The 26191-nt window shown below is 60.8% G+C and carries 26 protein-coding genes and 1 riboswitch; of the genes, 9 read left to right on the top strand and 17 right to left on the bottom strand.

Annotation, left to right across the window (positions count from 1 at the left end):
• Positions 1 to 18 precede the first annotated feature (18 nt).
• Both AACY52_RS18935 and AACY52_RS18940 read right to left on the bottom strand, forming a co-directional pair.
• Complete coding sequence (locus tag AACY52_RS18935; protein WP_339427660.1) at positions 19 to 1950, bottom strand: patatin-like phospholipase family protein; 1932 nt, start codon at positions 1948 to 1950, stop codon at positions 19 to 21.
• A 99-nt stretch (positions 1951 to 2049) separates the two neighbouring features.
• The gene (locus AACY52_RS18940) at positions 2050 to 2454 is read right to left on the bottom strand and encodes a hotdog domain-containing protein (protein WP_339438188.1); all 405 of its coding nucleotides are present in this window, start codon (positions 2452 to 2454) and stop codon (positions 2050 to 2052) included.
• Positions 2455 to 2659: 205 nt separating this feature from the next.
• A riboswitch (S-adenosyl-L-homocysteine riboswitch) is annotated at positions 2660 to 2766 on the top strand.
• A 21-nt stretch (positions 2767 to 2787) separates the two neighbouring features.
• Here AACY52_RS18940 and ahcY point away from each other — a divergent pair.
• The 5 genes from ahcY (at position 2788) to AACY52_RS18965 (ending at position 9352) form a co-directional block, all read left to right on the top strand.
• Positions 2788 to 4197 carry an adenosylhomocysteinase gene (gene ahcY, locus AACY52_RS18945; RefSeq protein ID WP_339415296.1) on the top strand — a complete coding sequence of 470 codons (1410 nt, stop codon included), beginning with the start codon at positions 2788 to 2790 and terminating at the stop codon, positions 4195 to 4197.
• A gap of 169 nt (positions 4198 to 4366) precedes the next feature.
• Entirely contained in the window at positions 4367 to 5212 is an 846-nt protein-coding gene (metF, locus tag AACY52_RS18950; protein ID WP_339415295.1) for a methylenetetrahydrofolate reductase [NAD(P)H], read from the top strand.
• Positions 5213 to 5294: 82 nt separating this feature from the next.
• Positions 5295 to 6377 (top strand): hypothetical protein, encoded by a 1083-nt coding sequence (locus AACY52_RS18955; RefSeq protein ID WP_339415294.1) that lies wholly within the window; start codon positions 5295 to 5297, stop codon positions 6375 to 6377.
• A 63-nt stretch (positions 6378 to 6440) separates the two neighbouring features.
• Positions 6441 to 7232 carry a transporter substrate-binding domain-containing protein gene (locus AACY52_RS18960; protein ID WP_339427659.1) on the top strand — a complete coding sequence of 264 codons (792 nt, stop codon included), beginning with the start codon at positions 6441 to 6443 and terminating at the stop codon, positions 7230 to 7232.
• Between the two features lie 221 nt (positions 7233 to 7453).
• Positions 7454 to 9352 carry a DEAD/DEAH box helicase gene (locus AACY52_RS18965; protein ID WP_339415292.1) on the top strand — a complete coding sequence of 633 codons (1899 nt, stop codon included), beginning with the start codon at positions 7454 to 7456 and terminating at the stop codon, positions 9350 to 9352.
• Positions 9353 to 9566: 214 nt separating this feature from the next.
• Here AACY52_RS18965 and AACY52_RS18970 read toward each other — a convergent pair whose 3' ends face one another.
• Both AACY52_RS18970 and AACY52_RS18975 read right to left on the bottom strand, forming a co-directional pair.
• On the bottom strand, positions 9567 to 10145 hold the full coding sequence (locus AACY52_RS18970) for a YceI family protein (RefSeq protein WP_049711142.1): 579 nt from the start codon (positions 10143 to 10145) through the stop codon (positions 9567 to 9569).
• Between the two features lie 32 nt (positions 10146 to 10177).
• Positions 10178 to 10729: a cytochrome b gene (locus AACY52_RS18975; RefSeq protein ID WP_339415291.1), complete on the bottom strand. Its 552-nt coding sequence runs from the start codon at positions 10727 to 10729 to the stop codon at positions 10178 to 10180.
• A gap of 272 nt (positions 10730 to 11001) precedes the next feature.
• Between AACY52_RS18975 and AACY52_RS18980 the strand changes: the two genes are divergently transcribed.
• Together AACY52_RS18980 and AACY52_RS18985 are read left to right on the top strand one after the other, a co-directional pair.
• Positions 11002 to 12408 carry an adenosylmethionine--8-amino-7-oxononanoate transaminase gene (locus tag AACY52_RS18980; RefSeq protein ID WP_339560701.1) on the top strand — a complete coding sequence of 469 codons (1407 nt, stop codon included), beginning with the start codon at positions 11002 to 11004 and terminating at the stop codon, positions 12406 to 12408.
• 30 nt (positions 12409 to 12438) lie between these two features.
• Complete coding sequence (locus AACY52_RS18985) at positions 12439 to 13158, top strand: 16S rRNA (uracil(1498)-N(3))-methyltransferase (RefSeq protein ID WP_339415289.1); 720 nt, start codon at positions 12439 to 12441, stop codon at positions 13156 to 13158.
• 76 nt (positions 13159 to 13234) lie between these two features.
• On the opposite strand, the gene AACY52_RS18990 is transcribed toward AACY52_RS18985, so the two are convergent.
• Both AACY52_RS18990 and AACY52_RS18995 read right to left on the bottom strand, forming a co-directional pair.
• Complete coding sequence (locus tag AACY52_RS18990) at positions 13235 to 14137, bottom strand: transporter substrate-binding domain-containing protein (RefSeq protein WP_339415288.1); 903 nt, start codon at positions 14135 to 14137, stop codon at positions 13235 to 13237.
• A 34-nt stretch (positions 14138 to 14171) separates the two neighbouring features.
• The gene (locus tag AACY52_RS18995) at positions 14172 to 15395 is read right to left on the bottom strand and encodes a D-amino acid dehydrogenase (RefSeq protein ID WP_339560702.1); all 1224 of its coding nucleotides are present in this window, start codon (positions 15393 to 15395) and stop codon (positions 14172 to 14174) included.
• 108 nt (positions 15396 to 15503) lie between these two features.
• Between AACY52_RS18995 and AACY52_RS19000 the strand changes: the two genes are divergently transcribed.
• The gene (locus AACY52_RS19000) at positions 15504 to 16406 is read left to right on the top strand and encodes a LysR family transcriptional regulator (protein WP_339560703.1); all 903 of its coding nucleotides are present in this window, start codon (positions 15504 to 15506) and stop codon (positions 16404 to 16406) included.
• Between the two features lie 42 nt (positions 16407 to 16448).
• On the opposite strand, the gene AACY52_RS19005 is transcribed toward AACY52_RS19000, so the two are convergent.
• Entirely contained in the window at positions 16449 to 17066 is a 618-nt protein-coding gene (locus AACY52_RS19005; protein ID WP_339415285.1) for a hemolysin III family protein, read from the bottom strand.
• Positions 17067 to 17211: 145 nt separating this feature from the next.
• On the opposite strand from AACY52_RS19005, the gene AACY52_RS19010 reads away from it, so the two are divergent.
• Positions 17212 to 18144, top strand: coding sequence for a LysR substrate-binding domain-containing protein (locus tag AACY52_RS19010; RefSeq protein WP_339415284.1), 933 nt, complete (start codon positions 17212 to 17214; stop codon positions 18142 to 18144).
• On the opposite strand, the gene madM is transcribed toward AACY52_RS19010, so the two are convergent.
• The 10 genes from madM to AACY52_RS19060 form a co-directional block, all read right to left on the bottom strand.
• A complete protein-coding gene (gene madM / locus AACY52_RS19015; protein ID WP_339415283.1) occupies positions 18122 to 18886 on the bottom strand; it encodes a malonate transporter subunit MadM in 765 nt (254 codons plus the stop codon). The two genes, AACY52_RS19010 and madM, sit on opposite strands and share 23 nt — an antisense overlap.
• Positions 18887 to 18891: 5 nt before the next feature.
• Positions 18892 to 19284: a malonate transporter subunit MadL gene (madL, locus tag AACY52_RS19020; protein WP_339415282.1), complete on the bottom strand. Its 393-nt coding sequence runs from the start codon at positions 19282 to 19284 to the stop codon at positions 18892 to 18894.
• Positions 19285 to 19351: 67 nt separating this feature from the next.
• A complete protein-coding gene (gene mdcH, locus AACY52_RS19025) occupies positions 19352 to 20251 on the bottom strand; it encodes a malonate decarboxylase subunit epsilon (RefSeq protein ID WP_339415281.1) in 900 nt (299 codons plus the stop codon).
• On the bottom strand, positions 20248 to 20844 hold the full coding sequence (locus tag AACY52_RS19030; protein ID WP_339415280.1) for a malonate decarboxylase holo-ACP synthase: 597 nt from the start codon (positions 20842 to 20844) through the stop codon (positions 20248 to 20250). The genes mdcH and AACY52_RS19030 overlap by 4 nt, the downstream gene beginning before the upstream one ends.
• Entirely contained in the window at positions 20838 to 21608 is a 771-nt protein-coding gene (gene mdcE / locus AACY52_RS19035) for a biotin-independent malonate decarboxylase subunit gamma (RefSeq protein WP_339415279.1), read from the bottom strand. The genes AACY52_RS19030 and mdcE overlap by 7 nt, the downstream gene beginning before the upstream one ends.
• Complete coding sequence (locus AACY52_RS19040) at positions 21605 to 22447, bottom strand: biotin-independent malonate decarboxylase subunit beta (protein ID WP_339415278.1); 843 nt, start codon at positions 22445 to 22447, stop codon at positions 21605 to 21607. Before AACY52_RS19040 ends, mdcE begins: the two co-directional genes overlap by 4 nt.
• Positions 22440 to 22739, bottom strand: a complete 300-nt coding sequence (locus AACY52_RS19045; protein ID WP_339415277.1) for a malonate decarboxylase subunit delta — start codon at positions 22737 to 22739, stop codon at positions 22440 to 22442. The genes AACY52_RS19040 and AACY52_RS19045 overlap by 8 nt, the downstream gene beginning before the upstream one ends.
• Positions 22739 to 23572: a triphosphoribosyl-dephospho-CoA synthase gene (locus AACY52_RS19050; protein ID WP_339469692.1), complete on the bottom strand. Its 834-nt coding sequence runs from the start codon at positions 23570 to 23572 to the stop codon at positions 22739 to 22741. The genes AACY52_RS19045 and AACY52_RS19050 overlap by 1 nt, the downstream gene beginning before the upstream one ends.
• Entirely contained in the window at positions 23573 to 25243 is a 1671-nt protein-coding gene (gene mdcA / locus AACY52_RS19055) for a malonate decarboxylase subunit alpha (RefSeq protein ID WP_339560704.1), read from the bottom strand.
• Between the two features lie 119 nt (positions 25244 to 25362).
• The gene (locus tag AACY52_RS19060; RefSeq protein ID WP_339427655.1) at positions 25363 to 26085 is read right to left on the bottom strand and encodes a hypothetical protein; all 723 of its coding nucleotides are present in this window, start codon (positions 26083 to 26085) and stop codon (positions 25363 to 25365) included.
• Positions 26086 to 26191: the final 106 nt, after the last annotated feature.

Below are 26191 nucleotides of genomic sequence, written 5' to 3' on the forward strand. Positions count from 1 at the left end.
TGTTCAATGGCCAAGCAACTAAACCTGCACACGCCAGGCCTTTGCCATCTCCACAGTGGTCGAGCCGGACGCCTTGTCCCAGGGTTTGTTACGCGCTTTGTAGCTGTCACTGAGGGTATCGAGCACCCGGTTGAATTCGGCGGGCGTGTTCGCCCACGCTATGTCTTGAGCTGCGCGGTGCAACAGTTCCACGTTGGACTCGGGTTGGCCCAGCCGAAACAACGAGGGATAAATGACTTCCCGTGTGAAGTTCTCAGCCTTCATCGCTATGTCACGCAGTTTCATCTCGGCGACAGCGCCGCCGATGACGTTGGACATCGGCACTGCATCGCTTGCGATCTGTCTGGCCGCCACTTGCAGCAACTGCTGGAAATTGCGCTGGCCTGTAACATTGAGGCGCCGCGCCAACCAATCGATCTGCTCAGGCCTTTTGGCGAGCGCATTCAGATTACGCAATGCCGTTGATATTTTCGGCGTGAACACCAACGCGGCCTGTGACTGATTGGCCTCGCCAATCGCGTCATCCAGGGTTTTCAACACCTGCTGCGCGCTCTTTCGAAACATGAGGACATCAGCAGCGGCCGGGTCCTTGTGCAGCGTCGGTTGCACACTGGCGAGCATTTCATCATCCATGGCCAGCACTGCCTCATCCAGCGAATGGAACGCGTGATGCTCAAGTGCCGTGGTGCGACGCTCCAAATGTGCCTCCACCGCTTGACGCGCCTTTGCCTGCAGGTGTTGCTTCTGCTCATGCAGCATAGTGAAGTTGACTGTGCCCGTGAGCAGGCCACGAAAGTCACCTTTTTCGGTCTTGAGGGGCAATGTCACAATCTGATCGGCAAACGCTTCGAGCTTTTTATCTTGAAAGGCGCCAGCGGCCGAATGCGCAACGCCTGTAATGCGGTCGGCCACACGGCTGAAAAAACGCCTACTGCGCACTGGCGCATCAGTGATGCCAGCCTCGAACTTGACGATCAACGATTCAGATTTGTTCAAGGGGCTGTCAGGAAATAACCTTTCCACCACGCCTGGCGCCGGGGTATTGAGCAGCAAGCCGCCGTCTTTGAACGCGGTGGTTTCAGCTGACGCCTGGAAACCATGACCTTGCTCCACCGGCTTTTTGAACACCATCGGCAGCGCACCCGAAATATGCGCCGCCCTGGCAATGTCCATCTGCGGGGTCAGACTGGCATTGAACACCACCAACTGCGGGCGGCCGGCAAACATGCCGGTGCTCGTGATATTGAGTTGCTTGATCGCAGGAATATGCCGGCTCAACACCTCGAGATCACCAAACGTGGGGCCGCCACCGGCACTCAGTTTGTCAGCAATGTCGATGACTTCGGCGGGTCGGGTTTCCCCAGGGGTTTGCGCGATGTGGCCAAGAATCGACTGGCGCGACTCGTTGCGGATCAAATCTTCCAGGGGCAAGGCTTCAGTCTGCAAGCGCGGCAGCAAGGTCATCAACAACTGAGAAACCGCGCCGACGGAGCCGGGCAAGCGGCCAGTGAGTTTGCCAAGTGCCGTACTGGCCTCTTGCATCCAGGCCGTCACGGCATCGCTGCTGTTCAACAGGCTTGGCAAATTGATGCTGTCCGACAACCTGTCGAACGCCGCAGCCCTCATTCCGCTGGCAATCAGCGCCGCTGAAATCGCACCAGCAGATGAGCCGGAGGTCGATTGGATACCTTGCAGCTGTCCGGCGCCCTCAAGTGCCTGCACCACCCCCGAAAAAGCGATGCCCTTGGCCCCACCACCACTGAGCACCAAGCTCGTGACGGGCGGTGCCGATAAAATCACCTCCACCCGTCCCTGGTTATCACGCAGGAGCGTCAGGTTGCGCTTGCCAACCCCCTCCACCAGAGGCGTCTTCTCAGCTTGATGGGCCGGGAAATGACCCTTCTCACTCAATGAGGGATGAATCTGCGCAATCGAATTAAACACTTTCATCCACGGGCTCTCTCTACAGGGTGTGGTCCTGAGTGATGAGCGCGCCGCGCAACGATCCATGCGGAATGATTTGGTAAAGCAAATCAAACCGCGGCGTGGTTACTCGGGAAGGCTGTCGTCCTGAAACTGATCCTTCACGTACTTGATCTCGGTGCGGCCGTGAGGTGCAGGCTGCCCATCTTCACCGAGGTTGACGAAGACCATTTTCTCGACCGTCAGAATGCTTTTGCGGGAGATCTTGTTGCGCACTTCACAGGTCAGGGTGATGGAGGTGCGGCCGAACTCGGTGGCGGTGATGCCCAGTTCGATGATGTCGCCCTGGCGCGAGGCACTCACGAAGTTGATTTCAGAGATGTACTTGGTCACTACGCGCTGATTGCCCAATTGCACAATGGCGTAGATCGCCGCTTCTTCGTCGATCCAGCGCAGCAAGCTGCCGCCGAACAGGGTGCCGTTGGGGTTGAGGTCTTCGGGTTTTACCCATTTGCGGGTATGAAAGTTCATGGGGGGGGCTCCGACGTTGAGGGGGTTGGACGATTGGGTTATGGCCCCCAGCTTCGAGTTTTAAGCTGCAAGCTGCAAGTTAAAAGCCAATTCGCTTTTACTTGCCGCTTGTAGCTTGTCGCTTGTAGCTGCCCCTTGCCACTCACCAGACAAAGAAAGCTATAATCGTCCTGATTTCGAACGGCCACCACCGTTCTCCCGCCACCTGTCCGAGGGGCGCTGCAGCAGGTTCAACCTGTCAGGCTCGGATGGGGCGTTGTCCGGCCTGGTTTATTCGGCCTGATACTAAACGCACAACGGCGCCCATTCGCACACTACGAATGGAGGCTCTTCATGAGCGCTGTCAACACGCCTGCAGATTTCACCGACTACAAAGTCGCCGACATGTCCCTCGCCGCCTGGGGCCGTCGCGAAACCTTTATCGCCGAATCCGAAATGCCTGCCCTGATGGGCCTGCGTCGCAAGTACGCTGCTGAGCAGCCACTCAAAGGCGCCAAGATCCTCGGCTGCATCCACATGACCATTCAGACTGCCGTGCTGATCGAAACCCTGGTTGCCCTGGGTGCGGAAGTGCGTTGGTCGTCCTGCAACATTTTCTCGACTCAAGACCAGGCCGCTGCCGCTATCGCTGCTGCCGGTATCGCGGTTTACGCCTGGAAAGGCGAGACCGAAGAAGAGTACGAGTGGTGCCTGGAGCAAACCATCCTGAAAGATGGCGCGCCTTGGGATGCCAACATGATCCTCGACGACGGCGGCGACCTGACCGAGCTGCTGCACAAGAAGTACCCGCAGATCCTCGACCGCGTCCACGGCGTAACCGAAGAAACCACCACCGGCGTACACCGTCTGCTGGACATGCTGGCCAAGGGCGAGCTGAAAATCCCGGCCATCAACGTCAACGACTCGGTGACCAAGAGCAAGAACGACAACAAGTACGGCTGCCGTCACAGCCTGAACGATGCCATCAAGCGCGGCACTGACCACCTGCTGTCGGGTAAGCAAGCCCTGGTGATCGGCTACGGTGACGTGGGCAAGGGCTCGTCCCAGTCCCTGCGCCAGGAAGGCATGATCGTTAAAGTCTCCGAAGTTGACCCGATCTGCGCCATGCAAGCCTGCATGGACGGCTTCGAAGTGGTTTCGCCGTTCATCGATGGCGTCAATGACGGCACCGAAGCAAGCATCGACAACGCCCTGCTGGGCAAGATCGACCTGATCGTGACCACCACCGGCAACGTGAATGTTTGCGACGCAAACATGCTCAAAGCCCTTAAGAAGCGCGCCGTTGTCTGCAACATCGGTCACTTCGACAACGAGATCGACACTGCTTTCATGCGCAAGAACTGGGCATGGGAAGAAGTGAAGCCGCAGGTGCACAAGGTTCACCGTACCGGCGCTGGTGATTTCAACCCGCAGAACGATGACTACCTGATCCTGCTGGCCGAAGGCCGTCTGGTTAACCTGGGTAACGCCACCGGCCACCCAAGCCGCATCATGGACGGCTCGTTCGCCAACCAGGTCCTGGCGCAGATCTTCCTGTTCGGCCAGAAGTACGCCGACCTGTCGCCAGCCCAGAAAGCCGAGCGCCTGACCGTGGAAGTACTGCCGAAGAAACTCGACGAAGAAGTGGCCCTGGAAATGGTCCGCGGCTTCGGCGGCGTCGTGACTCAACTGACCAAGACCCAGGCCGATTACATCGGCGTGACCGTTGAAGGTCCGTTCAAGCCGCACGCTTATAGGTACTGACAGCAGCGGCAAGCTTTCAGCTACAAGCGGCAAGTAAAAGCGTTTGTGTGAAGGCTTGCTACTTCCTTGCTCTTTAAGCAGTTGTGGGCTGTGAGCTTCATGCTACAAGAACAGGCGCGCCGCCCTCTTGCAGCTTGAAGCTTGCAACTTGCAGCTGGAGACCTCCTCCATGTCCCAAGACCGTCGCTACAGCTTCGAGTTCTTCCCGACCAAGACCGATGCTGGGCATGAAAAACTGATGGCGACTGCTACGCAGTTGGCCAGCTACAGCCCCGACTTCTTTTCCTGCACCTACGGCGCGGGTGGCTCGACCCGTGATCGCACGATCAACACCGTGTTGCAGCTGGAAAGCCAAGTCAAAGTTCCCGCCGCGCCGCACTTGTCGTGCGTGGGCGACAGCAAGAGCGACCTGCGCGGCCTGCTGACTCAATACAAGGCAGCCGGCATCAAGCGCATCGTTGCCCTGCGCGGCGACCTGCCGTCCGGCATGGGCATGGCCAGCGGTGAGCTGCGCTACGCCAATGACCTGGTGAGCTTCATTCGTGAAGAAACCGGCGATCACTTCCATGTCGAAGTGGCGGCTTACCCGGAGATGCACCCGCAGGCACGCAATTTCGAAGACGATCTGCAAAACTTCGTCCGTAAAGCGAATGCCGGTGCCAATAGCGCAATCACCCAGTACTTCTTCAACGCCGACAGCTACTTCTACTTCGTCGAGCGGGTACAGGCCATGGGTGTGAACATCCCGATCGTACCGGGCATCATGCCGATCACCAACTACAGCAAGCTGGCGCGCTTCTCCGACGCCTGCGGTGCCGAGATTCCGCGCTGGGTGCGCAAACAACTGGAAGCCTATGGCGATGACGTCAAGAGCATCCAGGCGTTCGGCGAAGAGGTCATCACCAATATGTGTGAAGAATTGTTGCAAGGTGGCGCGCCAGGCTTGCACTTCTATACCCTTAACCAGGCTGAGCCGAGCCTTGCGATCTGGAACAACCTCAAGCTGCCGCGCTGAGGTCGTTTGAGTAGCATCCAGGCCCTCGTTCATACGGGGGCCTTTTTTGTTCAAAAATCCTTGGAATGGAAGCCCGCAGTAAATGAATACAGCGTCCTCGACACCTCGCCCGCAGTTGGTTTACCTGGTATTCGGCGCCGAGACCTACCATCAGGAAGCCGTATTCAGCATCGCCAGCGCGCTGTCCCATTTGGGCGGTGCCAAGGACATGCCGCTGGACATCCAGGTGTTCAGCGACAACCCGGCGCCCTACGTGGGGTTGCCGGTGCAGGTCCACGCACTGGACGAAGCCACGCGCAAACAGTGGAGCGAGCCCCACGGCTACCATTTTCGAACCAAACACGTGCTGCTGCGCCACGTGCTTGAAACGGCGGAACAGGCGCTGTTGATCGACACCGACACGTTTTTCCACGACTCGCCCATGGCACTGTTCGAACGCGTCGCCCCCGGCACCTTGTTGTGCAATGCCTTCCAGGCCAAGTACGGCGATAACCGCGAAAGTGTGCTGTACAAGGCCCTGGCCAACTACCTGGCCGACAAAGGCGTGGCCGACGACGATATGTGGCTGCTCAACTCCGGCGTCATGGGCCTGACCCGGCAAGACGCGCCGTTGCTGGATCATTCCATTGAGCTGATGGACGAACTGTTCCCAATGGCCCACGGAGCCTACACTCTGGAAGAGTTCTGCCTGTCGGTTGCCGCTTACCGCAAGGTCAACGTACGCCAGTGCCCGGACCTGATCCACCACTACTGGAGCCGCAAACAGCTGTTCCGCGCCAAGGTCCTGGCGTGGGTCGCCAAGCACGGCGCCGCCCCCACCAGCGCCGTGGCACTGGCCGATACCCGCAAGGTATCCGCCCACCTGCCACGCCCGCCGCGCCTGCAGCGCATGGTGTACAAGCTGATCACCCTGGCCCTGCCCAAGCGCAAGCAGCAATTTATCCGCGAGATTCTCTACGGCTGCTACGAGCACGAAAACGAATTCGACCAGGCATGTGGCACGGTTTGGTGGGACAAGGCCCGGCAGAATCAGGAAGAACGCCAGAAATGCCCGGTCGACGCGCACCAACTGGAGCACTGGTTCGCCAACCCCCTGGTGCGCCTGATACTTGGCGAGCGGCGCGCAGCCATCTACGAACACCTGATGACCTCAGAGGCCAAATAGCATCGTTCGCAGATGTGTGCGCCAGAGCTTCTCTTTAATGCAGGAGCGTCGTAATCTCAGGGCATGCGCATCATTTTGAAGCTTGCGACCGCTGCCCTTTTTACTTGCCTGAGCCTGGCCGCTTATGGCGAGAAATTGCGCATTGTGACCGAGCCCTGGGCACCCTACGTGTATGAGGAACACGGCAGCATGCAGGGGCTGGACTACGAAACCACAGTCATCGTGTTCCAGCGCCTGGGGGTCGAGGTGCAATGGCAATTCCTGCCCTGGAAGCGCTGCCTGGCGATGCTCGACCAGGGACAGGCCGATGGCGCATTGGACATTTTCCACAGCCATGAGCGCGATGCCTTGCTGCTCTACCCCAGCGAACCGCTGTCGGAGGTGGAGTTCGTGCTGTTCTACGCCAATGAGCGCCCTCATCCCGCCCAAAGCCTTGAAGCGCTTCGCGGCCTTACCGTCGGCACGTCACCGGGCTACCTGTACGGCGCAGAATTCAGCGATTCGACCCTGTTCAACCGCGAAGCTGCCCCCAGTCATGAGGCCAACTTCGGCAAATTGATGCTCGGGCGCATCGATCTGCTGATCACCGATCGCCGGGTGGGTCAGCATGTGATCAAGGCACTGGACCTGGAGGGCAAGGTCAGCCAGGCGCCAGCAGTGGTCAGCCGCCAGCAGCAGTACCTCGCCGTGCGCCGTGGCGCGGGCATGGACCTGCTGGTGCAACGCTTCGCCGCAGAACTTAAACGTTTCAAGCAAGAGCCCGCCTACACCGCCTTGAGCGCAAAATATGGTGGAATCCAAGCGATTACAGGGGCTGGACGCACCGTTGAGCAGCAGGAAAGCAGCGCGCGGTGATTGCTCTGTTATACTCCGGCCTTTCCGCCAGGCTTACGCCCGGCCGCTGAGGTCTTGAAAAAGGCACCCAACCCCGCTGCTGCGCAGCTTTTAGCCCGCGCGAGCCGATGGAGTGCCCGCCAGACGCAGCAGGACCGGACGGGATTGCGCTCCCCTAAGCGCCATTCACGCCCGGCAAGATTATCCCTTTGGGCCAAGCCCTAACTAAAACAGGATTACTCATGTCCTTTGCTTCCCTCGGTCTCTCCGAGGCTTTAGTCCGCGCCATCGAGGCAGCGGGCTATACCGAGCCTACTCCGGTGCAACAGCGGGCCATTCCCGCCGTGTTGCAAGGTCGCGACCTGATGGTTGCGGCTCAGACAGGTACTGGTAAAACCGGCGGTTTCGCCCTCCCGATTCTGGAGCGGTTGTTCCCCAACGGTCACCCGGACAAATCCCAGCGTCACGGCCCGCGCCAACCGCGCGTACTGGTCCTGACCCCAACCCGCGAACTCGCCGCCCAGGTGCACGACAGCTTCAAGCTGTATGCCCGCGACTTGAAGTTCGTCAGTGCCTGCATCTTCGGCGGCGTTGGCATGAACCCACAGGTTCAGGCCATGTCCCGTGGTGTAGACGTGCTGGTGGCGTGCCCAGGTCGTTTGCTCGACCTGTGCGGCCAAGGCAGCGTCGATTTGTCCCACGTGGAAATCCTCGTGCTGGACGAAGCCGACCGCATGCTCGACATGGGCTTTGTCCATGACGTGAAAAAGGTCCTTGCCCGCCTGCCGGCCAAACGTCAGAACCTGCTGTTCTCGGCAACGTTCTCCCAGGACATCACCGCCCTGGCCGGCAAGTTGCTGCACAACCCGGAGCGCATCGAAGTCACGCCGCCGAACACCACGGTCGAGCGTATCGAGCAACGCGTATTCCGCCTGGCCGCCAGCCACAAGCGTTCGCTGCTCGCCCACCTGATCACCGCCGGCGCGTGGGAACAGGTGCTGGTGTTCACCCGCACCAAGCACGGCGCCAACCGTCTGGCCGAGTACCTGGACAAGCACGGCCTCACCGCCGTCGCCATCCACGGCAACAAGAGCCAGAACGCGCGCACCAAAGCCCTGGCCGACTTCAAGGCCGGTAGCGTACGCATCCTGGTTGCCACCGATATCGCCGCTCGCGGCCTGGATATCGACCAGTTGCCACACGTGGTCAACTTCGAGCTGCCAAACGTCGACGAAGACTACGTGCACCGTATCGGCCGTACCGGCCGCGCCGGTCGTTCGGGTGAAGCCATTTCCCTGGTTGCACCGGACGAAGAAAAGCTGCTGAAAAGCATCGAACGCATGACCAAGCAGAAAATCGCCGACGGCGACCTGATGGGCTTCGATTCCAGCGCCGTGGAAGCTGAGAAGCCTGAAGCGCGCGAGCGCCCAGACGTGCGTAACCCACGCAACCCACGCGGTCCGAAGGGCGATGGCCCGAACGGCGGCGGCGGTGGCGGTGGTCGTCGCGACAAGGGCAAAGACAAAGGCGGCAAGGAAAAAGCGCCAACCAACGGCCGTGGCGAGCGCCCAGCCCGCGAGCAAAAGCCCCGTGAAGGTACCCCGGCCCGCGAACAGCGCCAGCCGAGCCAGCCGCCACGCGCCGCTGCTGATCGCGCCCCAGACGAGTTCCTTGACGACGATATCGATAACTTCGGTAACCGCGCTGACTACGTACCTCAGGCAAAACCCGCCCAAGGTCGTGGCCGTCGCCCAGGTGGGCAAGCTCCGGGTGCAGGTGCAGGCACCGGTTCGGGCGCGCCACGTGGCGGCCAGCCTCAGGGCGGTCGTCAGAACGGCCCGCGTAACAGCAGCGGCGGTACCACCGGCACGCCACCTGCCAAGCGCAGCGGCCCGCGAAATGGCGCACCGCGTGACGGTCAAGCCCGTCGCGAAGACTCGCGTAGCAACAACCGCCGCCCAGCCCGTGACGACCAGCCTCGCTCGTCCGAACCGGCCGTGCAGAACCCGCGTGGTGGCCCGGCGCCGAAGATCATCCACAAGGAGTCGAAAGTGGATCGCTTCCCGACACCTGAGCAGTTGGATCAACTGCCAGGCCGCCCTCGTGGTGAAAAACCAGCGTTGCTGACTCGCAACCGCTGATTTTAGACGCCTCATAAAAATGCCCCGCATCGCTTGATGCGGGGCATTTTTTTTTGACTTCGCAACATTCAATGAGCTTTTCTGTGGGAGCTGGCTTGCCTGCGATAGCGATATCCCTGCCAACATTAAAGTGACTGATCTACCGCTATTGACGACATTTCAGGCATAAAAAAACCGGATCCTGAGATCCGGTTTTTTTGTGCACGGGCAGAAATTACTTTTGCTTAACACCTTCCAGCGAAATTTCCAGGTCTGCCGTCTGGGAAGTCGGGCCTGGGCCTTTGATGCCGAAGTCGTTCAGGTTCAGCGTGGTGGTGGCGTTGAAGCCAGCACGTTCGCCGCCCCACGGGTCCTTGCCTTCGCCGTTGAACGTGGCCTTGAAGGTCACAGGTTTGGTCACGCCGTGGAAAGTCAGGTCGCCAGTCACGTCAGCGGTTTTCGCGCCGGTGGACTTAACAGCGGTGGAGACGAACTTGGCGTCGGCGAACTTGGCAACGTCCAGGAAGTCTTTGCTGGCGATGTGCTTGTCACGCTCTGCGTGGTTCGACCACAGGCTGGCGGTTTTCACGTCGACTGCGATTTTGCTGGCTTCTGGCTTAGCCGCATCCCAGCTGAACGTACCGTCCCAATCCTTGAAGGTGCCGTGAATGTAGCTGTAGCCCAGGTGGCTGATTTTCCAGTCGATGAAGGCGTGCTGGCCTTCCTTGTCGATCTTGTAGTCAGCAGCCATCACCTGACCTGCGGACAGCAGGGCAGTACCGATTGCCAGAGCGGCGAGGGTCTTTTTCAACATGCTTTCTATTCCTTGTGAGTCGAGGTTGAACATCAGGCTTTGCGCCCCAGCATTCGCGTGAGGGTCACATCACGATCGATAAAGTGGTGTTTCAACGCAGCCACGCCATGCAAACCGGCGAAGACCACCAACACCCAAGCGAGGTACAGATGCACCAAGCCTGCATTATCTGCCTGGTCCGGTAGTCCGGAAACCACGGCAGGAATCTCAAACAGGCCAAACACCGGGATACCGACACCGTCTGCGGTGGAAATCAGGTAACCGGCGATCATCACGGCAAACAACCCGAGATACAGGAATGCGTGGCCAAACGCGGCCCCCATGCGGGTCATGCGGCTGTAACTGGTCAAGGGCGGTGGTGGCGGGCTGACCAAGCGCCAGACGATACGCACCAGCATGATGGCGAACAGCGTGATGCCAATGCTCTTGTGCAGGTCCGGTGCCTCTTTGCGCCAGGCGCTGTAGTAGTCGAGGCCGACCATCCATAAGCCCAGAGCGAACAGGCCGAATACCACCAAGGCCACGCCCCAGTGCAGAACCATGCTGACCCAGCCATAGCGGGCCGGTGAATTGCGTAACTGCATGTACTTAATCCCGTAGTAGCTGCGCCCAAGACTAGCGATTTACCTATCGAATTAAAGCGGAAAATTCTGCTTTGAAATATCGAGAAATACGATCTTGAGGGTATGAAGAGTAAATTAACAATGGATTAAGGACTATCCAGAAGAAACGTGACAGACCGTCCTGCGTTTACACCCCATTCACAGGTAATGTCTTGTGACACAGCCGCCCATTGCATAGGCTTGCGCGATTGTTTTACCTGCGCACGCCGCAGGACCGCTTCGAGGAGATAACGATGGGCTTGAACAACCAGTGGATGCAACGCGACCTTGCGGTGCTGTGGCATCCCTGCACCCAGATGAAAGACCACCAGCAATTGCCGCTGATCCCGATCAAGCGCGGTGAAGGGGTGTGGCTGGAAGACTTCGAAGGCAAGCGCTACCTGGATGCCGTCAGTTCCTGGTGGGTCAATGTGTTCGGCCACGCCAACCCGCGCATCAACCAGCGCATCAAGGACCAGGTCGATCAGTTGGAGCACGTGATCCTCGCCGGTTTCAGCCACCAGCCGGTGATCGAGTTGTCCGAACGCCTGGTGCAGGTGACGCCTGAAGGCCTGACACGCTGCTTCTACGCCGACAATGGTTCGTCGTGTATCGAAGTCGCGCTGAAAATGAGCTTCCACTATTGGCTCAACCGCGGCCTGCCTGACAAAAAGCGTTTCGTCACCCTGACCAACAGCTACCACGGCGAAACCATCGCCGCGATGTCGGTGGGCGACGTGCCGCTGTTTACTGAGACCTACAAGGCGCTCCTGCTCGACACCATCAAGGTGCCCAGCCCGGATTGCTACCTTCGCCCCGAGGGCATGAGCTGGGAAGAACACTCGCGCAACATGTTCCTGGCCATGGAACAGACCCTGGCGGACAACCACGACACCGTCGCCGCCGTCATCGTAGAACCGCTGATCCAGGGCGCCGGCGGAATGCGCATGTACCACCCGGTGTACCTCAAGCTGCTGCGCGAAGCGTGCGACCGCTACGGTGTGCACCTGATCCACGATGAAATCGCCGTGGGCTTCGGCCGCACTGGAACGATGTTCGCCTGTGAGCAGGCCGGTATCCGCCCGGACTTCCTGTGTTTGTCCAAGGCGCTCACGGGCGGTTACCTGCCGTTGGCCGCCGTGGTCACCACCGATGACGTCTACGACGCCTTCTACGACGACTACCCGACATTGCGCGCGTTCCTGCACTCCCACAGCTACACCGGCAATCCGCTGGCGTGCGCGGCGGCGCTGGCGACGTTGGACATTTTCGAAGAAGACAACGTCATCGAAAACAACAAGGTTCTGGCCCAGCGCATGGCGACCGCCACCGCGCACCTGGTGGACCACCCTCACGTTTCGGAAGTGCGTCAGACCGGCATGGTGCTGGCCATCGAGATGGTCCAGGACAAAGCCACCAAGACCGCTTACCCGTGGCAGGAGCGCCGTGGCTTGAAAGTGTTCGAGCACGCCCTGGAACGTGGCGCGCTGTTGCGACCATTAGGCAGCGTGGTGTATTTCCTGCCGCCGTATGTGATTACGCCGGAGCAGATCGACTTCCTGGCTGAAGTCGCCAGTGAAGGGATCGACATCGCCACCAAAAGCAACGTCAGTGTCGCTGTGCCAAAAGACTTCCACCCGGGCTTCCGCGATCCAGGTTGATTGCCTAACCAACTTTTCCAGAGAACAGAAATGAGACTGTCCCGCTTTTTCACCGACACCCCGCTGAGCCTCGGCGACCACGAATTACCCGAAGCCCAGGCGCATTACATCAGCCGCGTGCTGCGCATGGGCGAAGGCGATGCTGTGCAACTGTTCGACGGCTCCGGCCAGGAGTTCCTCGGCAACTTGCTGGAAGTCGGTAAGAAACGTGTCACCGTGCAACTCACGGAGCGCTTTGCTGGTCAGACCGAATCACCGCTGCATATCCACCTGGGCCAGGGCCTGTCCCGGGGCGAGCGCATGGATTGGGCGATTCAGAAAGCCACCGAACTGGGGGTCAACGCGATCACGCCGATTTTCAGCGACCGCTGCGAAGTACGCCTCAAGGATGAACGCGCCGACAAACGCCTGCTGCACTGGCGCCAGGTGGCCATCAGCGCCTGCGAGCAATGTGGGCGCTCGACGGTACCGGTGATTCACCCGCCACTGTTGCTGGCGGACTGGTTGAAGCAGACCGAGGCGGATTTGAAGCTGGTGCTGCACCCCGTGGCTGAACCGATGATCAGCCATGCCAAACCATCAAGCCTGGCGTTTTTGATCGGGCCTGAGGGTGGGCTGACCGACCAGGAAGTCGAAACCGCGCAAGCCGCCGGTTACCACGCCGCCCGCCTCGGCCCGCGGGTGCTACGCACCGAAACGGCGCCGGTAGTGGCTCTGGCCGTCGCCCAACAACTGTGGGGCGACTTTTAACCCTCTTCCGTTGCAAACCCAATCAAAACGGTGGGAGCTGGCTTACCAGCGCCCACCGTTGGATCGGGTTACCCCCTTACTCCACAGGGTCACTCACCGGCTTGGCAATAATCGCCCTTAATTCACTGGTCATCGGGAATTCCAGGTTCAAGCCCTTGGGCGGAATCGGTGATTCAAACCAGCGCTGGTAAATCGCGTTGATCTCTGCGCTTCGGTACAGATCAGCCAGTGTCTCGTTAACCACCGCAAGAAACTGCGGGTCGTCCTTGCGCACCATGCAGCTGTAGATTTCCCGCGACTGCTCCTTCCCCACCACCACCCAGTTATGCGGGTCCTTTGCCTTGGCGCGCTCGCCGTAAAGCAACGCGTCATCCATATAGAACGCCGCTGCACGGCCGGTCTCGAGCATCTTGAAGGCTTCGCCATGGTCCTTGGCACTGATCACAAACATATTGGCCTTGTGGTCGGCGTTGTAGCTTTTGAGGAAACGCTCGTTGGTGGTACCCGCGGTGGTCACCACGTTCTTGCCCGCAAGATCAGCAAAGCCTTGGATGCCACTGTCCTTGGCCGTCAGCAATTGCCCCTTCACGTAGATAAACCCGTAGGAAAACGCCACCTGCTTCTGCCGTTCGGCCGTCACCCCGGTAGAACCGCATTCCAGGTCGACTGTGCCATTCTGCACCAGCGGGATACGGGTCTGCGAAGTCACCAGGTTGTACTTCACATTAAGCTTCGCCACTCCGGTTTTCTGCTGAATGCGCTCGACGATCTTGTTTGCCAGCTCTACCGAATAGCCCATGGGCTTGCCACTGTTATCCCCGACGTAGGAAAACGGCACCGACGCATCGCGATAGCCCAACGTGATGGACTTGGCGTTAGCTATCTTGCCCAGCGTGCCGTCCAACGGCGCTTGGTTCGCATGGGCGTGTGCGCCCAGCAAAAGCGCCAGGGTGCAGCCGGTCAACAGGATTTTTTTCATTGTTCTTCTCCGTTGGTCTTGGGGTTGTGAACATTCAAGCAGCCTGGGGCGCAAGGCCCTGCATATCAATAGATGGCGCGTGTTGCCCGATCAACTCAGCCAGCAGCTGGCCGCTGCCGCACGCCAGGGTAAAGCCAAGTGCACCGTGGCCCAGGTTCAGCCACAGGTTGGGATAGACACTGGCCCCAATCAGCGGCACGCCCGTCGGGGTGGCCGGGCGCATACCAGCCCATTCCACCGCATCGGCGTAATCGCCCGCCAAAGGAAATGTCTCCAGCGCTTGGCGTTTCATCAGCGCCAGGCGCTTGGGTTCAAGGCTGGCGTCGAAGCCGACGATATCCACCATGGCCGCCACCCGCAGTTGTTCGCCGAGGCGCGCATAGACGATCTTGCGGTCGTAGTCGGTGATACTCACCTTCGGCGCCTGGTGCTGCGCGCCAATCGGCACACTAAGGCTGTAACCCTTGAGCGGGTACAGCGGCAGCGGCACACCCAACTCCGCGCTGCGATACCCGGCCGCGAGTACCAGATGCTCGACCGGCATCACCTCTGCGCCCAGTTCGATAGCCTGCACCCCACCGCCAGCGTGGCGAATGCCAGTGACCTTGCGCCCCAGCAAAAAGCGGCAGCGGCCGGACGCTTCAAGCCGCGCCGCCAAGCGCTGGCAGAACGCATGACAATCCGCCACCTCCTCATTCGGCGTGTAGATCCCACCGACAAAACCACCGCCCGCCAGCGCCGGCTCCAGGCGTGCGCAATCGGCGGCCGACAGCACCTGCTGCTGAAGGATATCGGTGACCTTGCTGCGGGCATGCGCAAAGGAGTTGGGTTTACGGAAGGTGAGCAGTTTGCCGTTGCGCCGCCAGTGGAAGCCGTCCAGATGATCATCCTCGCGCCATTGCTGCAACGTGTCCTGGCTCAGGGAGGCAAGTCGCAGCAGGTGGGCGGCATTGCGTTTGTTCACCGCGCGACGACAGGCGCCGAGGAACGCGGCCATCCAGCGCCATTGCTGAGGGTCGAGGCGTGGGCGCAGCGTTAACGGCGAGTCACCGCGCAACAGCCAACCGATGGCCTGAAGCGGCACGCCGGCATCGGCCAGCGGCGCCACGTAGCGATAGGACAACTGCCCGCCATTGGCAAAACTGGTTTCACTGCCCAGGGTCTCGCGCACGTCGATCACCGTCACCTCGTGGCCCGCGCGCACCAGCGCATACGCACTGGCCAGACCAATCACCCCACCCCCAATAATGTGCACCATTCCCGCCGCCCGCCGTTTAATCAAGAGGCCTCAAGCCTAGGGGCAGGTGACAGGCCACCGACAATGAATAAAGATGGGTCACCTATAAATAAAGGTTATGGACCTGCCATGCGCCTGCGTCATATCGAAATCTTCCAGGCCATCCGCCAGACCGGCTCCGTCAGCGCCGCCGCGCAACTGCTGCATGTGTCACAACCGGCGGTGACCAAGGTGTTGCAGCACGCGGAATTGCAACTGGGCTTCCCGCTGTTTCTGCGCGTGCGCGGCAAGTTGCAGCCCACGCCGGAAGCCCTGGCGCTGGAAAGCGAAGTGGAGAAAGTCACCGAAAGCCTGCAAGGCGTACGGCGCCTGGCCAAGAGTTTGCGCCGTGAACCGGGCCAGAGTGTGCGCATCGGCGCGATCCCGGCGCTGGCCCTGTCACTGCTGCCGCCAGCAATCCTGGAGTGGAAACGCGACTACCTGGACATGGCCTGCGAGTTGTCCAGCGACCACAGCCGCGAGCTGGTGCAGAAGCTGCTGATGCGTGAGATTGACTTGGCGCTGACGCTCAACTTCTCTGGCCATCCAGGGCTGACCACGCAAGTGCTGGCCAACGGGGTGTTGGTGGCCTTGGCGTCCAAAGGCTATTGGTCTGATGCCGAGCTGAGCAACCCGCTGCCCCTGGCTGATCTGGCGGGCACGCCGCTGATAGGTCTTTCCAGCGCCGACCCGCTGGCGGCAAAACTCGACAGCTACCTGGAAAACGTCGACCCGCCGCCAAGAGTGACGATCTCCGTACAAACCTACTCGTTGGCCCGTGCGATGGTGGAATCCGGCGCCGGCCTCACGGTGATCGACCCCTTCACCGCGCTCGGTGCTTCGACCGCCGCCACCTGCATCCGCACGCTCACTCCGCCGCTGCCGATCACGCTGTACGCCCTGACCCGCGCCGATGAACCGCCGCCGCATATGCTGGCTAATCTGCTGGAGATTTTCGGCCACCGCGCCCGAGAGCTGCTGGAACGGCTGTGAAAAGCCGATTTTCAAAACAACGAGGATCAAATGTGTTGTCTGTTAGAGCACGTAATGCATGATCGCCACAAAGTGCAGCAGGCTGCCGCCAATCACAAACAAATGCCAGATCCCATGGGAGTGCCGCAGGCGGTCCTCCAAGGCAAAAAATATGATGCCGACGGTGTACAGCACCCCACCCGCCGCCAGCCAGGTAAACCCTGCCGTGCCCAGCGCGGCGATCAGCGGCTTGACCGCCACCAGCACGATCCAGCCCATCACCGCATAAATCACGATCGACAGGATGCGCGCCTCGGAGCGCGGCTTGATCTCTTGCAGGATGCCGATCACCGCCAGCCCCCACACGATGCCGAACAGCGTCCAGCCCCACGGCCCTCGCAAGGTCACCAGACAAAACGGCGTGTAACTGCCGGCGATCAACAGGTAGATCGAAAAGTGATCAACCTTCTGCATGATTTCTTTACGGCGGCCCTGCACGCTGTGATACACGGTGGACGCGCTGTACAACACCAGCAGCGTAAAACCATAAATTGCCACGCTGACGATCTTCCAGGGGCTGCCATCCAGGCTCGCCACCACCAACATCCACACTGCGCCTACAAACGCCGCGACTGCACCGAGCAAATGGCTCCAGGCGTTGAATCGTTCCCCGTGGTACATCTGTCACTGCCCTCCCGTAAGCGTTAACGACTGGCAGGCAAGCGTCCAGCCTTGCGCATCAGAGTGCAAGCGGCTTATGACGTTCCGGCGACGCCGGGCGGTTTTGCGGGCACAATTGTCGGCATTCGAACAAGAGCCTACGGCCATGCTGATCGACGAAGAATTCACCCTCAAAAAGCTCGAAATCTTCCTGGCGTTCATGCGCACCGGCAACCTGGCCCGCGCCGCCGCCGAGCTGCAAACCAGTAACGTCAGCGTGCACCGCGCCATCCACTCACTGGAAAATGCGCTGCGCTGCCCGCTGTTCAAACACGAAGGGCGCAACCTCACCCCGCTGGAAAGCGCCTACGTACTGGAAGAGCGTGCACAGAAACTGGTGGCCGATGTGGTCGACAGTGTGCGCCTGACCCGCGAGGCCGCTGGTTTCTCCGCCGAACGCTTCAAGCTCGGCTCGCTGTATTCGCTCACGGTGAAGACCGTGCCACAGCTGATCATGGGCCTGAAAATCCGTCGCAGCGAACTCAACATCGACCTGATCCTGGGCTCCAACTTCGACCTGCTCTACAAGCTCAAGAACATGGAGGTGGACGCGATCCTCATCTCCCTGGATGAGCACGCCAACGAGCCCGACTGCGAACAGATCGCGCTGTTTACCGACGACATTTTCCTCGCCACTCCCGCCGAATCACCATTCGACCGCGAGCAGGAAATTGACCTGGCCGACGTCCGCGACGCCACGTTCATCACCCTCACCCAGGGCTTTGCCACCCATCAGGACGGCAACCGGGTGTTCAAGCAGGCGGGGTTCGAGCCAAAGGTGGCGATGCAAGTGAATGACATCTTTACGCTGCTGAGCATGGTCAGTTCAGGGGTGGGTTATGCACTGCTGCCGGGGCGGATTGCGGCGGTGTATGAGAACCGCGTGAAGCTGATACCGCTGCAACCACGGTATCGGTTGCAGCAGCAGATTGGCGTGGTGTTCTTGAAGGCCAAGGAGCGCGACCCTAACTTGCTCGCGCTGTTGGCGGAGTGTCGGATGTATGCCAATCGGGGCGCTAACCCACCAACCCGCGCATGATCAGAAACAACAGCGAAGGCCCCAACAAACAGCCCAACGCGGTATAAAACGCCGCGGTCAGGCAACCGTAAGGCACCAGTTTCGGGTCGGTTGCCGCCAAGCCGCCAGCCACACCGCTGGAGGTGCCCATGAGCCCGCCGAAAATCACCGCGCTGCGCGGATTATTCAGGCCGATAAGCGGGGCAACGAACGGCGTCATCACCATCACCAGAATGGCCTTGATCAACCCGGCGGCAATCGACAGTGCCATCACTTCGGAACTGGCGCCAATCGCCGCACCGGTCACCGGGCCGACAATGTACGTCACGGCGCCGGCGCCGATGGTGGTCAGGCTCACGGCATCGGTGTAGCCAAACGCCATGGCCACCCCGACGCCCGCGATGAACGATGAGCCCACGCCCACGAACAACGCCAATACACCGACGTATCCTGCCCGTTTCAGCTCATCGACACTCACGCCAAACGCCGTGGCAACAATGGCAAAGTCGCGCAGCATCGCCCCGCCCAGCAGGCCGATACCCGACAAAAACGGAATATCCACCACCCCCTTGGAGCCACCGGTAAACGCACCGCCCACGTAAGACAGCACCAGCCCCAACAAAATAGCGATGGCCGAGCCGTGCAGGCGGCCTTTGGTGAAGGTGTCGCAGATCCAGTAAGAGACCCACATGGTCAGCCCGATTACCGCAAAGCCACTGATCAGGCCGTAGCCAGTGATCACTTTCATCATCGATTCGTACATGGCAATCACCCGGCTTCTTTGGTGGGAACAACCGCGCTTGGCTCACGGTTGCCGATGCGCATAAGCACTGGCACCAGGGCAAAGCCCAGCACCACCGCGAGTGCCCCAGCCAGAATCGCCATCGGGCCGCCACTGATTGCACCGTAGACGTTTTGCTGGGCAGCCATGGCCACCACGATCGGGATATAAATGGCCGCCCAGAAGCTCACGCCCTGCTCCGATTTACCGGTAAACAAGCCGCGCTTGGCGAGGTAACTGCCCAGCCCGATCAACAGCAACATGGCGATACCCACCCCGCCGACGTTGGCCGGAATGCCCATCCATTTGCCCAGCAGCTCACCGACGAACAGGCCGGCCAACGTACAGAGCGCCAAAAACGCCACACCGTAAATAATCATTGTTGTTGTCCTCAAAGTGCTCGATCGAAATTGTTGTTTTTGTGCTTCGACAGCCTTGGGTGGTGCTTTATCGGTGGCGGCGTTCCTCCTCTTGCAGCAAGGCTTGCAAGGTATCCAGGCGGGCGCCTTCATAGGCGATCACCGTGCCTTGTTCAAACACACGGCGCGACAGGCCGGTGAGCACGGCGCCCGGGGGCAGTTCGATCTGCAGGCGTACGCCGCGCTCATAGGCGCTTTGCACGGTGCCGCGCCAGTCGACGACGCGGCACATATTGAAGGCCAGGTCATCGCGTAGCTGTTCCGGGTTGTGGATAGGCCGCGCGCGGGTGCTGCTCAGGTAGGTGATGCGTGGCGCCTTGAGCGTAACGAATGCCTCGGCCAGTACCCTGGCCGGCTGCTCCAGCAACGCGCAATGCGACGGCACACTGACGGCCAGGCGTTTGGCGATGCCGTTACCTTTAATGCGGCTGGCGACCTGCTTCATGGCGTCGTCGCTCCCAGCGATCACGGTTTGGTTGTCGGCGTTGATATTGGCCAGGTACACCGGGGTTTCGGGGCTGTGGATATCGGCCAACAGAGGGTCGACTGTGGAAAACTCCGGGCCAATCAGGGCGGTCATTCCGTAGCCCTGTGGATAAGCGTTTTGCATCAGCTCACCGCGCAGGCTGACCAGTTTGATTGCGTCGCTGAAGTCCAGCGCGCCTGCGATCACCGCCGCCGGATAGGCACCGATAGACAGGCCCGCAACATAATCCGGGGTGTGTTGCAGCAAGCGCGCATAGGCCACGCCAGCGATCAACAGGCAAAGCTGAACGGCGCGGGTATTCGCCAGGGCTTGCGCCGAATCCAAGGCGCGAACGTCCTCACCCAAGGCATCGCTGGCTTGCTCCAACACAGCGGCCGGCAACGCCTGGAGCATGCCTGGGCGTTGGGCGCCCTGGCCGGGGAACACGAGAAGGCTGCTCATGCCACGGCCTGCCATGGATCAAGCACAAGGTGCGCACCGCTGACGGTTTTGAGCAGCACACGGCGCGACCCGCTCGCCCATTCGCGCAAGGCGACTGCACCGAAAGGGGTTTGCAGTTGCAGGTCCACGGCACACTCCGCAGTGTCGAGAATCGCCAGCAGATCCTCAGCATCACCTCGCGCCAATGGCTCGGGCGTGCGCAAAATCAAATCCAGGTCGCTCAGGGCATGCAGCGCTTCAATACCCGTGGCCAGTTCGAAGCCTGCGCTGCCAGTGACGCCCCAGGTTTCGTTCGCCAGTACCGTCTGCAGCGACGCAAGTGCTCGCAATGCGGGCAAGTTCCGTGTCGACACCACGCCGCACAAAGCTTCCGGAACTACGCGCCGCTGCAGCGCAGCGATGGGCATCTCGGCGGCAAGCCGCTGCTCACGCACACGCCCGCGCACACCCACTGCAACCAGGCCCGGCTGGGTAATGGCGCGACGCACCACCACCGGGTGACCGGCGCCGATCACCTCCACCGCCCAGGCCGGTGCATCAGCGGGCAGGTGCGCCGGGGTCATGCCCCAGAGCAGGTCGTGCGCGTTCACCATTGTTCCCGCAGCAGTTGCCGAACATGGCTGGACGCAGCGCGATTGGTTGCACCGAGACGCCCGCTCAAATCACTCCCCCCGATAGCCTTGATCGCACTCACCAGGCAATCGCTGACCCGCGCCACGTCGTCCGACGTGGGCTGTTCAATCTGGCTGACCGACAAGGTCTCCCACAACAAACCAAGGCTGGCATAACTGTCGATGTCATACGCCATCGGCGGTACGCTGGCGGCCAGGGCTTCCAGTTCTTCGACACTGCGCAGGGTCACCCGCGCCGCCGAGGCCTTGCCCATGGCGTGCACCATCACACCAGGGTCACGCAGCGCGATCAGGCGGTTGGCCTGATAGCCGTGCGCGAGGAATGCTCCGGACATCGCCTTGCCCACCAGCAGCGCAATCACCGGATGCCCGGCCAGTCGGGCGCGGGCGTAGCTGTCGGCGGCGGCGGCCAGGGCCTGGTGGATGCCGAGGGCTTCTTCGCGACGGCCGTAGGCTTGGCTCGGCACATCGACGATAGCGATCAGCGGGCGCTTGTCGCCCTTCTCGATGGCTTCATCCACCGCTTTAGCGAGACCCCAACCTTCCAGCAACCCGACTTCGCCACTGCGTGCGCGGGGGAAGCGATTGTGTTCGTCGGTGACCACGGCCAGAAATCGCACGGCGTGTTCGCCCACTACGCCGTCGGCCACTTTCAGAGAATCCGGCAAACCCGCAACAGGCGTCGCGCCGACGCTCAATGCATTGAACCACTGCAAGCCTCTCATGAGCGTTCTCCTTGATACAGCTCGCGCACCGTCGCCGGTTCGATTTGCGGCGTGGTATCCAATTCGGCCAGGCGCGCCAGGTAATAGTCGGCCTGACGGCTGCGTTGCCGGGCGGGCAGGCCTTGTTGCAGCAGTGCGCTGACGGTCTGCTGAATCTGCGCCACATCGTCTGCCACATAACGGTCGGCCAGGCCGCTGTTGAAGCGCTGCTCACCGCCGGTAAGGCTCCAGATGAAAGGCCGGTCGCGGGAGTCGTATTCTTCCAGGCCGGCTTCCTGCTCGATCACTTGCGGGCCATTCAGGCCCAGGCGCGCTTCACGGGTGACAACGAGGTAACTGCACAGCCCGGCCGCAATCGACATACCGCCAAAGCAACCGACACTGCCCGCCACCACGCCGATTACCGGCTGGTATTGGCGCAGATCGACAATCGCTGCATGGATATCCGCGATCGCCGCCAGGCCCAGGTTGGCCTCCTGCAAGCGCACGCCACCGGTTTCCAGCAGCAGAACTGCGCGGGTGGGAATGCCCTTGCGATTGTCTTCAGCCGCCAGCTCCAGAGCGCCCGCGATTTTTGCACCGCCGACTTCACCCAGGCTGCCGCCCTGGAAATTGCCCTCAATCGCCGCGATCACCACCGGCAAGCCAGCGATGCTGCCCTTGGCGATCACCACGCCGTCATCGGCTTGCGGCACCACGCCTTGACGGCTGAGCCACGGCGACATAACGCGCTGGAACGGGTCGATCAATTCACGATAGGAACCTGCATCCAGCAGCGCCTTTGCCCGCTGCCGCGCACCCAATTCAACAAAGCTGTGTTTAGCGAGCAAGTCAGTCATGACCCACCTCCTCAAAGCCTTGTTCCAGACGCAAACGCACCACGCCAGGGGTCGCGCCGAAATCGTGGATATCAATCTTCAACGCCGGTGGCGTCTGCTCCTGAAAGATGCGTTCGAACAGATGCTGCCAGCGGTGCTCGGCGCCATTCACCGAGGTCTGCACCTGGATGGTCAGCGTGCCCGGCGTGCCTGGTTCCAGCAGCACTTCCAGGTCGCCCGAGCCGACACAACCCACCAGCGCGCGGCCTTTTGGCGGCTGCCCGGCGGGGAATTCAAAGGATAAGGTTTCCATCACAACGCTCCGTCGAGGCGATCGATAAACAGGCAGGCGGCCAACAGGTCGGCAGCACCACCGGGGGAGGCATTCAGGGCCAGCAACTGGTTGTCCAGTTCGTGCAAGCTGCGACGCCCAGCGAGGCTTGCGCTGCCACCGGCGTCCAACACCGCTTGAGCGCCTTTTTGCATGGCGTTCAGCCCCTCGATACCCGCGCGGTAGAGCACACAGGTGTCGGCCAGGTCAGTCATGATCGCGAGCAACGCATCCAGGCGAGCGTTCTGTTCGCCGGTATTTTGCTGGCGGCTTTTGCGCAGTTGCGGCAGGCCACGTTGCATCACGGAGGGGAATCCAAGTTGCGCTTCCTCGCGGGCGCCGCGTGCGCCGTAGCGTTGGGCTACCTGGGCGCCGTGGCTCATGGGCTGGGGCGCGAAGCGGTCGTTGAGCAAGGCTAATCTGGCTGCGGTCAGCGTTATGGAGCGTGGTTGCAGGGCTGCCGCTGCGGTCAGCAAGCCAAGGGCCCAGATCGCACCACGATGGGTATTCACGCCGTCGGTGGTAGCGAGCATCGCCAGCTCCCCTTCACGGCCAATGCGCCCGAGCGCTTCGCGCAGGGGCAAACCGACCTCACCGAATTCGATAGCCGCTTGCGCCATTTCCTTGAACATCGGCCACAGCGACAGCGCCGAGGCGTGCATCAGGCCCAAGTGCAAATCGCTGTGGGCACCGTTGCCACGCCGGTCGACCAACGCAGGTTTTGGCGACAAGTCAGCCTCATCGATCAGCGCATCGACGGCCATATCCGCCAGGCGTTCAGCCAGGCTCAGTTCATGCAGTTTGAGGGCGCGCATTTACCAGCTCCTGAACTTGGCGGGCGGGTTGTACAGGCCACCGGACCACTCCACCAAGTCAGCCACGCTTTTGGCGGCCAGCAACTCGCGGGTGGCGTCGGTGCGACGGATGCCTAAGTCTTCGGGCAAGGCGATCAAGCCTTCGCGGCGCATGCGTGCGGTGTCCTTGGGGTTGTGGCGCATGCCAATGGCGGTCACCCCGGCGACGGCGGCGATCATCGCCTGGCGCTCCTCAAGGGATCGTGCCTTGTACAGGTAGGCGATGCCTTCTTCGGTGAGCAGGTGAGTCACGTCGTCGCCGTAGATCATGATCGGTGCCAGCGGCATGCGGCTTTTGCGCGCCACTTCCACCGCGTCGAGGGTGTCGACGAAGGTCGGTTTACCGCCTTCCTGAAAGGTCTCGACCATTTGCACGACAAGCTTTTTGCCACGTTCGAGCAAAGCTTCGGGGGCGTCGCCGTGGCGCATATCGAGCCAGGCTGGCGTGCCATGGCGACGGCCGCGCGGGTCGTGGCCCATGTTCGGCGCACCACCAAAACCGGCGAGACGGCCACGGGTCACGGTAGAGGAATGGCCGTCACCGTCGACTTGCAGGGTGGCGCCGATAAACAGGTCCACCGCGTACTGGCCCGCCAACTGGCAGAACATCCGGTTGGAGCGCATCGAGCCGTCGCGGCCAGTGAAGAAAATGTCTGGCCGTGCGGCGATGTAGTTCTCCATGCCCAGTTCGGTGCCGAAGCAATGCACGCTTTCTACCCAGCCGCTTTCGATGGCGGGGATCAGGGTTGGGTGCGGGTTGAGGGTCCAGTTGCGGCAGATCTTGCCCTTCAGGCCGAGTGATTCGCCGTAGGTGGGCAAGATCAATTCGATGGCGGCGGTGTTGAAGCCGATGCCATGGTTGAGCGACTGCACATTGTGTTTTTCGTAGATGCCGCGGATCGCCATCATCGCCATCAGTACGTGGACCGGCTTGATATGGCGCGGGTCGCGGGTGAACAAAGGCTCGATGTAGAAGGGTTTGTCGGCCACCACCACAAAATCCACCCAGCTCGCCGGGATATCGACACGGGGCAAGTCGGTGACGTCGTCGACCAACTGGTTGACCTGCACGATGACAATGCCATCGCTAAAGGCAGCGGGTTCAATCAACGCCGGGGTGTCTTCGGTGCTGGCGCCCGTGTAGATATTGCCGGCGCGGTCGGCCATGAAACCGGCGGAGAGCGCCACGTTGGGGATCAGGTCCACCACCAGCCGTGCGTAGAGTTCGATGTAAGTGTGGATCGCGCCGATTTCCAGCAAGCCGTCTTCCAGCAACTGGCTGATGCGCAGGGATTGGGTGCCGGCGAAGGAGAAATCGAGCTTGCGCGCGATACCCTTTTCAAACAGGTCCAGGTGCTCGGAACGGCCGACACTGGGCATGATCATGTGCAAATCGTGGAGTTTGGCGGGATCGGCCTTGGCCAGGGAGCGCGAGAGGAAGTCGGCTTGCTTTTGGTTGTTGCCTTCCAGCACGACGCGGTCGCCGGGGAGGATCAGCGCTTCGAGCGCCTCCACGATCTTGTCGCTGGGCAGCACGGCCCCGTCTGCGTACTTTTTGACCAGCCCGAGCCGCCGCTGCTTCTCGTCGCGCCGCCGCGTCCAGCGCGAGTCGGGGGTTTTTGTTGTTGTCATGGTCGCTCCACGGATTTGCTGTCGTGGGCTTACCTTAGGAGCGATTGAGGGAGCCATCAATCAAGCTGGACGCTGGACTGTTACGCTTGGGTTAATGATGACTCAATCAACACGGGCGTTCAGACCCTGCGCCATTCGCTGCGATGGAACCATAGGGTCCTGAAAAACGCCAACGCCGCAAAAACGTGCAACCCCGACACGGCCGCCCAACTCCAATCCCACAGCCCTGACAGCGCCTGCGCGTAAACCGGTAACAGCAGCACGAGCAACGCCACCAGCGCGCAAGCACCCACTTGCTCCCAGTTTCTCAAGCGACTGGGGCGGGACGCTATCGCGTAACCCAACAATGCGCCCAGACACACAATCAGCAGGCTCAGCAGGTCATGCTCGCCGACCGGAGGCCACCCCAGCAGGTTGAGCGGCAGGCAGACCGCGAACAGGGTGAACGAGCAGATCGCGACATACACAAAAGCGTACTCAAGCGCATCTAGCAGACGATCACGGATAAACCCACGAGCCTGTTTATCCTCTTCCGGTGTGGGTCCTTGAGAAATCGCCACCGCCAGCAGACCCGACCCGAGACCGCCCAGGGTCATGACCACGAAATTACTCACAACGCCTTTGATTGCCTTATCGGCACCGATCAGCTTGAGGCTTTCGAGGTACACCAGAATAAACACCGCGCCTGCGGTGGCAATCATAAAGCCCCACAGCTTCCCCCGGTTGGACTGCACGTTCATGGTTACCACCGCAGTGAACACCAGCACGCCAAACCACATCAGCAGCGTGCCGGTAAAACGGTTGAGGTTGTAGAGCCAGGCAAATCCATCCAAAAGCCACATTGCGTCGATACTTCTGTCGAAAAACTCCATTGGCTATCGGCAGTGGGGCGAGGATCTTTACGATGGGGCGAGCAAGTGATCCGCGACTCGCCGCAATTCCCCAGGA

This window comes from Pseudomonas sp. EA_65y_Pfl1_P113 (genome assembly GCF_963970525.1).
In the GTDB taxonomy this organism is placed as follows: domain Bacteria; phylum Pseudomonadota; class Gammaproteobacteria; order Pseudomonadales; family Pseudomonadaceae; genus Aquipseudomonas; species Aquipseudomonas tritici.